Origin of the sequence: Myxococcus sp. AS-1-15 (assembly GCF_020037055.1) — a bacterium.
GTDB lineage: Bacteria > Myxococcota > Myxococcia > Myxococcales > Myxococcaceae > Myxococcus > Myxococcus fulvus.
On record NZ_JAIQDF010000005.1, the window covers coordinates 452792 to 466699 of the forward strand.

12 protein-coding genes are annotated in these 13908 nt (G+C 70.2%); 4 read left to right on the plus strand and 8 right to left on the minus strand.

Features of this window, described 5'->3' with window-relative positions:
* Positions 1-28: 28 nt before the first annotated feature.
* The gene (locus K8625_RS17495) at positions 29-820 is read right to left on the minus strand and encodes an ABC transporter ATP-binding protein (RefSeq protein ID WP_370640380.1); all 792 of its coding nucleotides are present in this window, start codon (positions 818-820) and stop codon (positions 29-31) included.
* Positions 820-1635 (minus strand): ABC transporter permease, encoded by an 816-nt coding sequence (locus tag K8625_RS17500; protein WP_223749024.1) that lies wholly within the window; start codon positions 1633-1635, stop codon positions 820-822. The genes K8625_RS17495 and K8625_RS17500 overlap by 1 nt, the downstream gene beginning before the upstream one ends.
* A gap of 175 nt (positions 1636-1810) precedes the next feature.
* Here K8625_RS17500 and K8625_RS17505 point away from each other — a divergent pair, with 175 nt between their 5' ends.
* From K8625_RS17505 to K8625_RS17515, 3 genes are read left to right on the plus strand one after another with little or no spacing between them, the layout of a single operon-like run.
* Positions 1811-2371 carry a hypothetical protein gene (locus K8625_RS17505; RefSeq protein ID WP_223749025.1) on the plus strand — a complete coding sequence of 187 codons (561 nt, stop codon included), beginning with the start codon at positions 1811-1813 and terminating at the stop codon, positions 2369-2371.
* Between the two features lie 40 nt (positions 2372-2411).
* Positions 2412-3797, plus strand: a complete 1386-nt coding sequence (locus K8625_RS17510; RefSeq protein WP_223783333.1) for a hypothetical protein — start codon at positions 2412-2414, stop codon at positions 3795-3797.
* A complete protein-coding gene (locus tag K8625_RS17515) occupies positions 3794-4567 on the plus strand; it encodes a hypothetical protein (RefSeq protein WP_223783334.1) in 774 nt (257 codons plus the stop codon). The genes K8625_RS17510 and K8625_RS17515 overlap by 4 nt, the downstream gene beginning before the upstream one ends.
* A gap of 139 nt (positions 4568-4706) precedes the next feature.
* On the opposite strand, the gene K8625_RS17520 is transcribed toward K8625_RS17515, so the two are convergent.
* The 5 genes from K8625_RS17520 to K8625_RS17540 are packed head-to-tail and all read right to left on the minus strand — an operon-like array spanning position 4707 to position 10966.
* On the minus strand, positions 4707-5405 hold the full coding sequence (locus tag K8625_RS17520; protein WP_223783335.1) for an RluA family pseudouridine synthase: 699 nt from the start codon (positions 5403-5405) through the stop codon (positions 4707-4709).
* Positions 5402-6853: a pitrilysin family protein gene (locus tag K8625_RS17525; RefSeq protein ID WP_223783336.1), complete on the minus strand. Its 1452-nt coding sequence runs from the start codon at positions 6851-6853 to the stop codon at positions 5402-5404. Before K8625_RS17525 ends, K8625_RS17520 begins: the two co-directional genes overlap by 4 nt.
* Before the next feature lie 26 nt (positions 6854-6879).
* Positions 6880-8196 (minus strand): pitrilysin family protein, encoded by a 1317-nt coding sequence (locus K8625_RS17530; protein ID WP_223749030.1) that lies wholly within the window; start codon positions 8194-8196, stop codon positions 6880-6882.
* 26 nt (positions 8197-8222) lie between these two features.
* Positions 8223-8888: a response regulator transcription factor gene (locus tag K8625_RS17535; protein ID WP_223749031.1), complete on the minus strand. Its 666-nt coding sequence runs from the start codon at positions 8886-8888 to the stop codon at positions 8223-8225.
* 8 nt (positions 8889-8896) lie between these two features.
* Positions 8897-10966 carry a serine/threonine-protein kinase gene (locus K8625_RS17540; RefSeq protein WP_223749032.1) on the minus strand — a complete coding sequence of 690 codons (2070 nt, stop codon included), beginning with the start codon at positions 10964-10966 and terminating at the stop codon, positions 8897-8899.
* 383 nt (positions 10967-11349) lie between these two features.
* On the opposite strand from K8625_RS17540, the gene K8625_RS17545 reads away from it, so the two are divergent.
* A complete protein-coding gene (locus K8625_RS17545; protein WP_223783337.1) occupies positions 11350-13059 on the plus strand; it encodes an HAD-IG family 5'-nucleotidase in 1710 nt (569 codons plus the stop codon).
* A 3-nt stretch (positions 13060-13062) separates the two neighbouring features.
* Here K8625_RS17545 and K8625_RS17550 read toward each other — a convergent pair whose 3' ends face one another.
* Positions 13063-13851: a class I SAM-dependent methyltransferase gene (locus K8625_RS17550; protein ID WP_223749034.1), complete on the minus strand. Its 789-nt coding sequence runs from the start codon at positions 13849-13851 to the stop codon at positions 13063-13065.
* Positions 13852-13908: the final 57 nt, after the last annotated feature.

A 13908-nucleotide genomic window follows, 5' to 3' on the forward strand; every position in this document is an offset into this window, starting at 1 on the left:
AAACCGGACCCGGCGGGCGCAGACCCTGTCAATTCTTCCCGAACCACGTCTCCAGGAACACCTTCACCGCGGGGTGCTGGGACATGCGCAGCTGCTCCGGGGTGCCGTTCTCCACGATGACGCCCTTGGACAGGAAGGCGATCTGGTCCGCCACGTTGAAGGCCGAGGAGATGTCGTGGCTGATGACCACGCTGGTGACCCCCAGCCCCTTTTGAGCCGCGAGGATCATCTCGTCCACGGAGTCCGTGGTGATGGGGTCCAGGCCGGTGGTCGGCTCGTCGTAGAGGACGATCTTCGGGTCCAGCACCACCGCCCGCGCCAGGCCCACGCGCTTGCGCATGCCGCCCGACAGGTCCGAGGGGAACTTCGACTCCACCTCCCGCTTCAGGTCCATCAGGTCCAGCTTGGCGCGGACCTTGGCGTACAGCTCGTCCTCCGACAGCTTCGTGTGCTCGCGCAGCGGGAAGGCCACGTTCTCGAACACCGTCATCGAGTCGAACAGGGCCGCGGCCTGGAACACCATGCCGAACTTGTTGCGCACCCGCTGCAGGTCCTCGACGCCCATGGGGACGATGTCCTCCCCATCGATGTTGACCTGGCCGCTGTCCGGGCGGAGCAGGCCGATCATGTGCTTCATCAGCACCGTCTTCCCGGAGCCGGAGCCCCCGAGGATGACGCACGTGCTGCCCTGGGGCACGGAGAGGTTGATGCCGGTGAGCACCTTGTTCTCACCGAACGTCTTCTGCAGGTCCACGATTTGAATCATCGGCTTCGTGGACGCGCCGGCTTCGGGACGCGGAGGAGGACCGGAGGCAGCCATCAGTGCATCACGATGCCCACGAGGAAATCGAGGATGAAGATGGACAGCGCGCTGGCCACCATCGCCTCCGTCGTCGCCTGACCGACGCCCTTGGCGCCGCCCGAGGCGTTGAAGCCCTTGTAGCAGCAGATGAGCGCCACGGAGAGGCCGAAGACCGCGCCCTTGATGACGCCCTCGTAGACGTCCGCCGGCTCCAGCCAAGCCTGGGTGCGCGTGAGGAACGTGCCCGGGGAGATGCCCAGCCCGCCCACCGCGACGAAGTAGGCGCCGGACATGCCCGTGGTGTTGAACAGCATGGTCAGCATGGGGACCATGAACAGGCCCGCCAGCACCCGGGGGACCAGCAGGTACTGCACCGGGTTGACGGCCATGGTCTCCAGGGCGTCCACCTGCTCGGTGACGCGCATGGTACCCAGCTCCGTGCACATGGCCGAGCCCGCCCGCATGGTGACCATCAGCGCGGAGAACACCGCCGCCAGCTCCCGCGTCAGCGTCAGCGCCACCGTGGGGCCCACCAGGCTCTCCGCGTCGAACATGCGGAAGGCCTCGGAGGTCTGCAGGGCGAACACCATGCCCGTGAAGAGGCCGGTCAGCCCGACGATGAAGATGGAGCCCACCCCCACGAAGTCCAGCTGGGCGAACAGGTTGTGGAGCCGGTAGGGAGGTCGGACGCTCCACCGGGCCACGTCGAAGGCCAGCGTCACCACGCCACCAATGGAGCTGACGACGTCGATGAGGCCCTTGCCGAAGCTGCTCACCGTCTGGGTGAGCATCCCGGGCTCGCGAGCCGGCTTGCTGGGGGTCTGCGTGGTCATGCGTTCAGGCGCCTACTCTTACGTGGTGCGAAGGGGGGCACAAGCGAAGTGTTCCCGTGCGAGCGGACGACGAAGGGACTACCTCACTTCGAAGCGTTGCGTTTATGTTCCGCGCCCCTTTCCTTCATGCCCGGCTCCCCGTCACAGGCGCGCCGGGCCGAGAACTCAGACGAACATGGCAACTCAAAAGGTCGGCGGCGAGGTGGACGCGTACTGTACCCGCTGCAAGCTCACCCTCGCGCACACCATCCTGGCGATGGTGGGGACGAAGATTGCTCGGGTGCGCTGCAACACGTGCAACGGGGACCACGCCTACCGCGGGGCTCCTGGCACCACGGACCGCCCCACCTCCACCAGCAGCAGCACCCCGCGCGCGAGCCGGGCGTCGTCCAGCGGCACCACCAAGGCGGAGAAGATCATCATCTCCTTCGAGGAGCAGCTGGCGGGCAAGGACGTGGCCAACGCGCCCCGCTACAGCCCGAAGGACACCTACGCGGTGGATCAGGTCCTCCAGCACCCGACGTTCGGCGTGGGCTTCGTGACGGCCGTGCGGGGCGACAAGTTCGACATCACCTTCCGCACCGACACCAAGACGCTGGTGCACGGTCGGGGCGGCGCTCCCACCGAGAAGCCCGCCTTCAGCCCGCCCGTCCGGCAGGCCACCGGCCCCGCGGACAAGCCGCAGGCCGCCGCGCTGGACACCCCCGCCGAGGACGCCCCCGTCAGCGAGGGTTGACCGGAAAGAGCCTGGAGGGCGAAGTTCGGCGGAATCGCTCGTGCGCACCCGCTTACCGCCCTTCCTGGCTTTTCTAGTCTTCGCCGTGGCCGCGTCGTCGGCCATGGCGGTCCCGGTTTCGGGAGGGCCCGGGTTGGAGGTGCTCGCCTCCCCCACCCGGGTCGTCCTCGGGAGGGACAAGACGGTGTCCCTCAAGGTCCGCGTGCCTCCGGAGACGGGGGGGCTGCGGGTGGCCGCCTCCTCCGGACACTTCGCCGAGGAGCGCCTGGCGCACGGCGCGGTGCGGACGTTCCAGTGGACGCCGCCGCCCGTCCGGCATCCGCTGGTGGCGGTGTTCCTGTTCTGGGTGGAGGCCGCCGACGGCCCGCCCGAGGTCACCGTGCTGCGGCTCGCCCTGCTGGGGCAGACGACGCTCGACGTGGCGACCTCGCCAGGGGCCTCCGTCACGGTGCTCGTGGGTGAGACGCACTTCGGTCCCGTCCAGGCGGATGGGAAGGGCAAGGCGCGTGTCCCTCTCGAGGTGCCTCCGGGGGTCGCTTCGGCGCGGGTGCTCGCCACGCGCGGGGAGCTGCGCACGGATGCCTCCGCGCCGTTGGATGTCCCGAGGGTGAGTCCCCATGTCGCGGCCCTCACGCCCGCACCGCTGCCTGCCCGGGGCGGGTGGTTGCTCGTGGCGGGCGAGGGGCCGCTGGATGTGGCGCGGTTGAAATTGCACGTCGATGGGGGACGGGCCGAGCCCATCGAGGTCGGTGACATCGCCCGCTTCCGGGTGACGCCGGAGGAGGACGCGGCCTCGGTGACGGCCGTCGTCCAGGCCGACGGCGCTGGAGACGACGTGCGCGCGCACGCGGAGGTCTTCCGCGTCGTCGTCGTGACGAAGCCTCCCGCGGCCAAACCGCCCCCTGCCCTCGTGGGCGATGCACCGTGGCGCCCGGCGGTCCAGGTGCTCGCGGGGGGCGTGTTCGCGCGGGGCGACAACTCGGGTCCCTTCGGTGCGCTGGGGGTGGCGTTCACCACGCCCTGGTGGGAGCGACGATTGGCGGGGGAGCTGGAGGTGGGCGTGCGGGCCGCGTCCTTCCGGGGCACGGTGGGCGCGCTCGGCGCGGTGCGCTCGCAGGTGTTCGCGGTGCCGGTGCTCGTGTCGGCGCGCGTCGAGTTGTTGCGCGGCGCGGCGCTGTCCCTGTACGGCCGAGCAGGAGGAGGAGTGGCGCCTTTCCGTCACCGACTCCAGACCGACTTCCCGGCGGAGGTGAAAGAGAGCAAGCTTTCCGGCATGGGGTTGCTGGCCATCCAGGGCGCGTACCGATTCGGGCGCTGGAGCGCGTTGGGAGAGCTGCGCGGTGCGTGGGCTCCGGCGAGCACGCCGTGGTTGGACGCCCAGCTCGGCGGTGTTTCGGTGCTGCTGGGGATGAGGTTCGAGCCATGACCCGCGCGCTCGTGCTCCTGGCGATGCTGGTGTTGTCCGCCTGTGGCTCGAGCACGTCGCTCCCCGCGCCACGCATCGTCTCCGTCAGGCCCGCCTCGGACACCGTCGGCCGCACCGACCCCATCCTCCTGGAGATCGATGCGGCGTTCCCCGTCCGCCTGGACTACGCCGAGGGAGAGGCGCAGCTCCAAGGCCGCACGCGGGTGTGGATCGGAGATCAGGAGGCCAGGGTGATCGCGCTGAACGCGCAGAGCCTCTTCGCGGTGGACCTCCCCGCGAACCTCGGCGCCGCGGCCTATGACGTGCGCGTGGCGCTGGACGATGGGCGTGAGACCACGAGCCCCCAGGGATTCACGCTCTGGAATCAGGACGCGGGAACGCCGGACGCGGGGCCCGATGGCATCCCCGACGGAGGCGTCTACGTCGCGGATGGAGGCCCGGAGCCCGACGCGGGGCAGGATCCGACCCGACCGATGGGCGAGGGAGACATCACCGGCTACGCGTTCGAGCCCATCTCGGACCAGGACATCGGCCAGCCCTTCACCATCACGGTCCGCGCCGTGGGCCCGCGCGCCGCGGACTTCACGGACAAGGTCGACCTGTCCATCAGCAAGAACAACGGCAACGTGAACCCCACCTCACTGGACAAGTTCGTCGGGGGCATCTGCGTGCAGAACATCGCCATCGACGCGCAGGGCGCCAACGTGGTGCTGACCGTGACGGACCGCTTCGGCGTGCAGGCGTCGTCCAACGCCTTCAAGGTGAAGTAGCCCGTTCGGCTCGACAGGGCGCGGGCCGAAGCAGCATGCGTGCGCCATGTCGCCAGCAGCGGCGCAGGCACCTCACACGGCTTCACCGGCGCAGGCGCGCGCATCCTCCGGCAGTGACGCCCACCTCGGCGCCACCCGCTCAACCCAGCGTGCGCCGGAGCAGGTCACGCGCGCGCACCATGTCCTCCGGCAGCGGCGCATCCACTCCGCGAGCCTCTACGCCTGGCAGCGCGGGCCACTCGACCCGCGCGGCATGCAGGGGCGTGCGCTCGAGGACCACGCCGTCGCCCTGCCCTCCCAGGTCCTTCTCCGTCAACGCCGTGTCGCGGCCGTACTGGTGGTCCATCAGCAGCGGATGTCCCAGCGACAGCAGGTGCACGCGAATCTGGTGCGTGCGGCCCGTGAGCGGCTCGGCCTCCACGAGCGTGGCCTTGTCGAAGCTCTCCACCGGACGCACCCGCGTGCGTGACGGCTTCGCCTCCGCCTCGCCCGGCCTCGCCACCCGCATGCGGCCCTTTCGCGCGGCGATGAGCGGCACATCGACGAGCGACGGCGCGTCGATGCGGCCCTCCACCAGCGCGAGGTAGCGCTTGCGCACCTTGCCGGACTCGAACGCGATGGACAGCGCGCGGTGCACGGCCGCGTCGAGCGCGAACACGAGCGCCCCCGACGTGTCCCGATCCAGCCGGTGCACCACGAAGATCTTCCGCCCGCGCTGCGACTCCAAGGCATCGCGCAGCGAGGGCCCGCCGTCCCGCCCGGGGATGACGGGCACCCCGGGCGGCTTGTCCACCACCAGCACCCCTCCCCCTTCGAAGAGGATGCGAGGCTCGGTCACTCGTACTCCGACGCCGGCACGACGGTGATGGGCCCCAGGCCCTTCAGCTGCTTCTTCACCGCGGCCGCGTTGCCCAGCACGACAATCGTGGGCGGCTCCGCGAAGCAGTACTTCTTCGCCACCGCCGCCACCTGCCGCGGCGTCACCGCCTTGAGCCTGTCTCGGAAGCGCAACACCCAGTCATCCCCCAACCCGTTCAACCGGATGTCGGAGATGGCGCTCGCGATGGACTCGTTCGTCTCCGTGCGCAGCGGATACAGCCCGCCCATGTACGCCTGCGCGTCGCGCAGCTCGGTCGGCTTGAGGCCGGAGTCGCGCACCTTGGCGATCTCCCCGAGCGACACGTCGATGATCTCCCGCGTCGACTCCGTCTTCGTGAAGGTGGACAGCGCGAAGATGCCGGCCGCGTGCATCGCGTCGAACCAGCAGCCGATGCCATACGTGAGGCCCCGGTTGACGCGGACCTCGTTCATCAGGCGCGACGTGAAGCCGCCGCCCAGCGCGGTGTTCATCACCGCCGCCGGGAAGTAGTCCTCGTGCCCCGTGCGGTAGCCCGGGCCGCCCATGCGCACCTGCGACTGCGTCTGGTCCGGCTTGTCCACCACGATGACCCGCCCCGCCTTGGCCACCTTCTCCAGCGGAGGAATGACGGGCGCCTTGTCCGGCCCGCCCGTCCAACCGGCGAAGGCCTCCTCGGCCGCCGCGGCCACCCGGCCCGGGTCCACCGCGCCGACCACGACCAGCATGGCGACCTTGGGCCCCAGCCGCTCCTGGTGGAAGCGCACCACGTCGTCCCGGGTGAAGGTGCTCACCGTCTTCACCGAGCCGCTCACGTTGTGTCCGTAGGGGTGCTTGCCCCAGAGCGCACGCACCAGGGCGCGGTCGGCGATGACGGACGGCTCGTCCAAATCATTCGCGAACTGGGCCAGCGCGCGCTCGCGCGCATCGGCGACCTCGGACTCCGGGAACGTGGGCTCCATCACCAGCTGGCCCATGACGCCCAGCATCTGCGCGAAGTGCTCGGCCGGGGTGGTGATGGCGACGGACAGCGTGTCCTCGCCCACGCCCACGCCCAGGCTGGCGCCGACGAACTCCACGGCCTCGTCGATGGCCTGCGCGTTCAGCCTCCGCGTGCCCCGGCGCAGCAGCTGGCCCGCGAAGTCCGCGATGCCGTGCTTGCCCTCGGGGTCCGTGGAGCTGCCGGCGCGAATCACCAGCCGCATGGACACCAGCGGCAGCGGTCCACGCTCGGCGGCGATGACCTTCAGGCCGCTGGACGTGGTGCTCTCGTGCAGCGTGGGGAACACCAGCTCCCGGCTCGTCGTGGCGACGGCGGACGCGGTCTTCCGGGAGGAGGACTTCTTCTTCGCCGCCCGGGCCGGGGCCTTCTTCACGGCGCGGCGGGGGGCGGCGGACTTCTTCGAGGTTCGGCTCTTGCGAGAGGCCATGGAGTCTTTCTGGAGTCGGTCCGGGCTCACGCCTCGGAGGGCGCGGGCAGCAGCGTCACGACGGAGCGGCGCTCGGGGATGAGGTACTTCCTGACGGCGGCCTGCACCTGCTCGCGGGTGATGGACGCGTAGGCGGACGGCAGCGTGAGCACATGGCGCCAGTCACCCAGCAGCGCCTCGTAGTTGCCCATGGCGTGGGCGCGGCCGTTGTTCGTGCCCAGCTCGCGCAGGTGGTCCGAGCGCAGGTTGTTGAGGGCCTTCTGCAGCTCGCGCTCGGTGATTCCGTCGCGCGCCAGCTTCTCCAGCTCCGCGTACAGCGCGGCCTCCGCCTTCTGCGGATCGGAGTCCGGCATCAGCTCCAGGAAGAAGAGGATGGTGCCCGGGTCGATGCGCCAGGACCAGTCCAGGCCCACGCCCACCACCACCTTCTGCTCGTACAAGAGCGAGCGCGTCAGCCGGCTCCCCTCGCCCTTGGTGAGCACGTACTGCGCCACGTCCAGCGCCAGCGTGTCCTCGTCCCGGGCCGGGGGGCCCTTGTAGCCGATGACGACGGCGGGCGACTGCGCGGGGTGGCGCACCGTGGAGCGGCGCTCGCCGCGCTGCTCGGGCTCCGCGTTGATGACGGGCTGGGGCGCGGGGCCCCGGGGGATGTCGCCGTAGTAGCGGCGCACCAGCGCCAGCGTCTTCTTCGGGTCGATGTCCCCTGCGATGTAGAGGATGGCGTTGTTGGGCGCGTAGTAGGTGCGGAAGTAGTTCTGGCAGTCCTCGCGAGTGATCGCCTCGATGTCCGCCATCCAGCCGATGACGGGCCAGCGGTACGCGTGGGCCTTGTAGACGAGCGAGCCGAGCTCCTCGTCCATCATCCCGCCGATGTCGTTGTCCATGCGGACGCGGCGCTCCTCCTTCACCACCTCGCGCTCGCTGGTGAGCATCTCCTGGGAGATGCGCAGGGAGCGCATCCGGTCCGACTCCAGGTCCAGCACCGTCTCCAGCGCGTCCGACGAGAAGTCGTCGTAGTACACCGTCATGTCGTGGGACGTGTACGCGTTGGAGCTGCCGCCGTTGGACTCGAGCGTCTTGTCGAACATCTTGGGGCCGTACTTCTTGGCCCCGTTGAACATCATGTGCTCGAACAGGTGGCTGATGCCGGTGATGCCGGGGCGCTCGTTGCGGCTGCCCACGTTGAAGAAGGTGTAGAGGCTGACGACGGGGGCCAGGTGGTTGGCCAGCAGGCGCACCTGGAGGCCATTGGGCAGCGTGGCCTCATGCACGTCGAACAGCGACTGGAGGGAGGGGTCCGCGGCGCGGGCGGGAGCCGACGTCTTCGAGGGGGCCTTGCGCATAGACCCCCACCGTATACAGGGCGCGGCTACAGGTCCACGACCCCTTCACGCAGGGCCATCACCACCGCCTCCACGTGGGAGTTGACCCCCATCTTCCGGTAGATATGAGACAGGTGCGTGCGCACCGTGCGCCGCTCCAGCGTCATCACCTGCCCCACCTCCGCGTTGGACAGGCCCTTGGCCACGTAGCGCAGCACCTCGAACTCGGTGGGCGTCAGCTTCCAGGGGTTGTCCGCCTTCTTCTCCGGCGTGGCGGGCTTGCCCTGGATGGACTGGAAGTAGTTCCAGAAGCGCCGGGCGATGATGGGCTCCAGCACGGTGCCGCCGCCCATGACCTCGTGGATGCCGGAGCGGATCTTCTCCGGGCCCACGCGCTTGACCAGGTAGCCGGACGCACCCGCCTGGATGGCCTCGTAGACCTTCTGCTCGTCGTCGAAGGACGTGAGGATGAGGATCTCCACCTCGGGCGCCTGACGCTTCACCTTCTGCGTCACCTGGATGCCGTTGATGCCCGGCAGCTCCAGGTCCAACAGGACCAGCTGTGGCCGGACGCGGACGATGTCCTCGACGGCGGCCTCCCCTTCCTGGCTGCTGCCCACCACCTCCAGCTCGTCGAAGGTGCTCAGCACCTTGAGCAGGTTCTTGAGCAGCTGCGGCTGGTCCTCGACGACGAAGATGCGGGTGCGGTCCATGGAGTCAGTCACCGTCGGGGAGCGGGGCGGAAGTCGACCACGATCGAGGAGGTCAACTTCCCTCGTCGGATCTGAACGGACAGGGGCATGCGCTCGCCGGTGGTGCGCGCGACCAGCTCCAGCTCGTGCGCGCCGACGCGCATGGGATAGCGCTTGAGGGGCGTGGTCCTGCTGATGAGCTTTCCGTCCAGATACACCTTGGCGGGCTCGTTGGTCGTGAGCGTCAGGTAGCCGCGCTGCGAGGCCGGAATCGCCTTCGCGGGGACGACCTCCTCCTCGGGCTCCTCCGCGCGCGGCTCCGGCTCCCGCTCCACCACCGCGGCCTTCGGCGCAGGCGCGGGCCGGGGGATGGGGATGGCGGGCGACGGGCCCGTGCCGAGGGGCTCGACCTCCTCCTCGGCGGGCGCCTCGGAATCACCCAGCCGCCACGCGGCGACCAGGAACGTCGCGAACCCCACCAGTGCCAGCACGCCGGCGATGGCGAGCCAGCGGCCCCGACGCGCCTCCGTCGCGAGGATGAGCCGCGCGCGGGTGCTCGGGCGGGCGGGCGCCGCGGAGCTCACGGGGATGTCCTGGGAGGTCGACGCCGGCACCGCCATGTCGGCGCGATGGCCCGGGCGAACCACCGCGGGCATGGGGTCCGGCAGCGTCTGCGGGCCCTTCTCCACGGGCGGCGGCGGACGCTTCGCGCGGGCCGCGGCGCGACGGCCGGCGACGGAGAACTCCTCGTCGTCATCCGACAGCGGAGACGGCGCGGAGAAGTCCTCCACCACGCGCATGCGAGCGTTGCGCGCCGGCGGACGCGCACCGGGGGCCGCCATTCCCGTCCCCTGCTGTCCCTGCTGACGCCGCGGCTTGGGCGGCGCGGCGCCCGGAGGCGCATCCCAGTCCTGCTCGACCGCCGCCGTGTGCGTCCCCTCCGTCCAGTCCTCTCCGTGAGCGGGGGCCTGGGGCGCGGGGGCGTCCTTCACGCGGGTCTGCGTGGAGGCGATGTCCTGCTCGTACTCCTCGGGCCGGTACTCGTCGAAGCCGGGAACGGACTCCTGGGTCTCCGCGCCGGCCTCCGCCTCCGTGAGCGCCCGACTGTAGGGAGCGCGCTGGACGATGGAGGCCTCGGGCTCCTCGGCGCCCAGGTCGTCCATCTCCGCGCCGGAGATGGGCTCCAGCTGGAACGGCTCCTTGAACGGCGGGGCCGTGCTGGCGACGCTGACCTCGTTGGGGAACAGCTCGTTGACGAAGCGGCGCACGTCCTCGATGCCCGGCATGCCGCCGCTGGCCGAGAGGAAGTTGCGGAGCGCGTTGGAGAACTCGCCGCACGAGCGGAAGCGCCGCCCGGCGTTGGGCTCCAGCGCGCGGAGGATGAGCGGATCCAACCGGCTGTTGATGCGCCGGTCCAACCGGCTGGGCGGAGGCAGCGACTCGCTGCGCCGCGTGGAGACGCCGCCGCTGCCCGGCACCACCGGCTCGCGCTGGGTGAGCAGCTCGTAGGCGATGGCGCCCAGCGAATACACGTCCGCCACCTCGGTGGCGGCCTCCCCTCGCGTCACCTCGGGCGCGCGGTAGGTGCCTCGACCGCGGCCCGCGAAGGACTTGCGCAGTTGGGGCACCGCGAGCAGCGCGCGCATGGCGCCGAAGTCACAGACGGCGGGCGTGCCGTTGCGCCCCAGCACCACGTTGCCGGGCGTGAGCGCGCCGTGGACGACGCCCGCCTCGTGCGCCTTCTGCACCGCGTCCAGGAGCTGGATGACGATGTAGAGCGCCACCGTGTACGGGAGGACGACCTCCTTCGTGTGCAGCCGCTGGAGCGCGGTGCCCAGGAGGTAGCCGTCCATGTCCTCGCGCACCACGGCGAGCCGCTGGCGCACGACGCCCATGTCCACCACGTGGAGGATGCCCGGGTGGCGCACGGGCTGGAGCAGGCGCGTCGTCTCCGCCAGGTCCAGCGCGTAGGCGGGGTCCGACGTCTTGGGGTGGAAGAGCTTGACCACCACTTCGCCCGAGGGAGCCTGGACGGCCTCGTAGAGCTCCGCGAGCTCTCCGGACTCGATGCGTCCCGTCAGACGGTAGGTGGCGCTCATCGCTTCTTTCGTGCCGGGCGGCGCCGACTCACGGCGGAAAAGACGAAGCCACACCAGACGCACGACTCGCCGCGTCGGCCCGGGGGCAGCTCCAGGGTACAACCCGGACAGCGGGGACGCGCGCGCCGGGACGCGGGCGCCGAGGGCTCGGTCGCCCGTCGGGGCGACGCACGGGGCGCGGGCGGGGCGGACGCGGCGCGCAGGCGGGCCTCCAGCCGACGCACCCGGTCCTCGAGCGCGGCGACCCGGTGGGCCAGGCGCGCATGGAGGTCCTCGGGCGCTTTCGAGGGCTGACGTCGGGCGGGCGAACGCATCGCGGTCCGTCAGCGTGCCATGGCCCAGCGGTGCCCTCAAGGACCGAGCCGTGGGCCCGTACGCGTGTTATGTGTCGACGTCCCGTGGCTCCAACCCTGTCACCCTTCCGTCCGATCCCGGGCGGGCCCTCGCCGGACCCGCTTCACGGGAGCTTTCGTTCTCCACTCAACCGCGCGCGCGCCGAGGCCGCCGAGCGCCATGCCCAGCAGCTGCTCGAAGATGAGACGCTGACGCGGCTGCTCACCACCCGGCGCGAGCCGAGGGACTCGGTTCCGAGGGCGCGGGAGGTGTTCGTCAACCGCAACCTGCGCATGTCCGGCGTCGAGCTGATCGGCTTCGACATGGACTACACGCTGGCCATCTACCACATGCGCCGGCTCGAGCAGTTGTCGTTCGACATGACGCTCGCCAAGCTCATCTGCGAGTACCACTACCCCGCCGTCGTGGGGCACCTGCTCTACGACCATCACTTCGTGATGCGTGGGCTGGCGGTGGACCGGGTGAACGGCAACATCCTGAAGATGGACCGCTTCGGCCACGTGGGCCGCGCGTACCACGGGCTGCGGCCGCTCAAGTCGGAGGTCTCGCGGGAGCTGTACCGCAACAAGCGCGTGCGGCTGCGCAACCCGCAGTTCGCGTGGAACGACACGCTCTTCGCGCTGCCGGAGACGTGCCTGTTCGCGGGCATCATCGAGCTGCTGGAGTCGCTGGGCCAGGAGGTGGACTACGGCAAGCTCTACGACGACATCCGCGAGGCCATCGACGCGGTGCACCGGGACAACTCGCTCAAGCGCGAGGTGCGCAAGGACCTGGGGCGCTACGTGTTCCTGGACCCGGAGCTGGGGCCCGCGCTGCACAAGCTGCGCTCGGGTGGGAAGCGGCTGTTCCTGCTGACGAACTCCGCGTGGGACTACACGGACGCGCTGATGAAGTACCTGCTGGACGGGCAGCTTCCGGAGTACCCGAGCTGGCGCAACTACTTCGACGTGGTGGTGACGGCGGCGGGCAAGCCGGGCTTCTTCACCGACGGCCGGCCGTTCCTCGAGCTGGATCCGTCCACCGAGGAGGGGCGCGTCATCGGCGAGGCCACGACCTTGGACCGCGGCAAGGTGTACTCGGGCGGCAACCTGGCGCGCTTCGAGGAGCTGACCGGTTACCGTGGGGAGAACATCCTCTACGTGGGCGACCACATCTACGGCGACATCCTCAAGTCGAAGAAGTCGTCGCTGTGGCGCACGTGCATGATCGTCCAGGAGATCGAGGACGAGATCACGTACACGGCCACGCGCCAGGAGGAGATCGGCACGCTCACGCAGATGGAGATCCTCCGCGAGCGCCTGGACGACGAGGTCAACCACCACAAGACGCTCTTGAACCTGCTGGAGCGTCGGTTGGACCGCGAGCCGCTGACGCCGGAGGAGCGCGAGGCGACGGAGGAGCAGCGCCGTCAGCTCAAGTCGGAGCTGGACAAGATGCGCCGCGCGCTGAAGGAGGCGACGGACATCGCGGACACGCTGGAGGAGGACGTCGAGGAGGGCTTCAACCCGTACTGGGGCCTGCTGTTCAAGGAGGGCAACGAGAACAGCCGCTTCGGCTACCAGGTGGAGCAGTACGCGTGTCTGTACACCAGCCGCGTGTCGAACTTCCTGCACCACTCGCCCATGCAGTACTACCGCTCGCCCAGGGACCAGATGCCCCACGAGCAGGCCGGAGCGCTCTCCGCGCGCCTGTCGCCCATGGGCGGCGAAGGACCTCCGAAGGGCGCGGGGAAGGACTGACGCTCACGGTGCCTGGGGCAGCGCGGCCACCCTGCCCCAGGTGACGTCCGAGAAGCGCGAGGTCGGCTCCGGAGCAATCCCCAGCTTGCGCAGGTCATCCGAGTAGCGCGCGCCCTTCACCACCACCCAGCGGCGCGCCACGCGTCGGGCCTCCTGCAGCGCCTCCGCCGTCAGCGGCGCGTGCTCCGCGAAGAGCCGCAGCACCTCGAACGCGGCCTGCGCCTTCTTCGGCTTGCCGAACATCGGGTCGAAGAACACCACGTCGAACGACGCGGAAGCCAACCCCTTCAGATACGCGTGCGCGTCCGCGTGGTGCACCTCGATGGCGCACGAGTCCGGCCCGAGCTCGAAGTGCCGCAGGCCCTCCGACGCCACCGCGCACAACGGGAGGCTCTTCTCCACGCCCACCACGCGCCCGGCGGGCCCCACCGCCAGCGAGGCCACCAGCGCGTCCTGTGCCAGGCCCAGCGTGCAGTCCAGCACCGCGTCTCCGGCGCGCAGCTCCGCCACCCGGACGAAGGTGTCCGGCTCCCCCGCCGCCAGCCGCAGCCGCCTCAAGTGCGCCATGCCCGCATGGAACCCGAAGGAACCGCCTGGCGCCCACAGCGTCACGCCGTCATCCCCCACCACCAGCAGGGCCTCGGCCTTGATGCCCAGCCACGGGGCGATGCCCTCCTTCGGCTTGCGCGACATCCACGGCAGCCCCCAACGCGCGGCCACGGCCCGGGCCTCCTCTCGCTGGGCCTCGTCCGCCTTGCTGCTCGTCGTCACCGCCAAGGGCACCGGTTGCATGAACGCCGCGCATCCTGCCCCAGGCCCACCTCAACGCAACGCATCAGGACGCAAGTC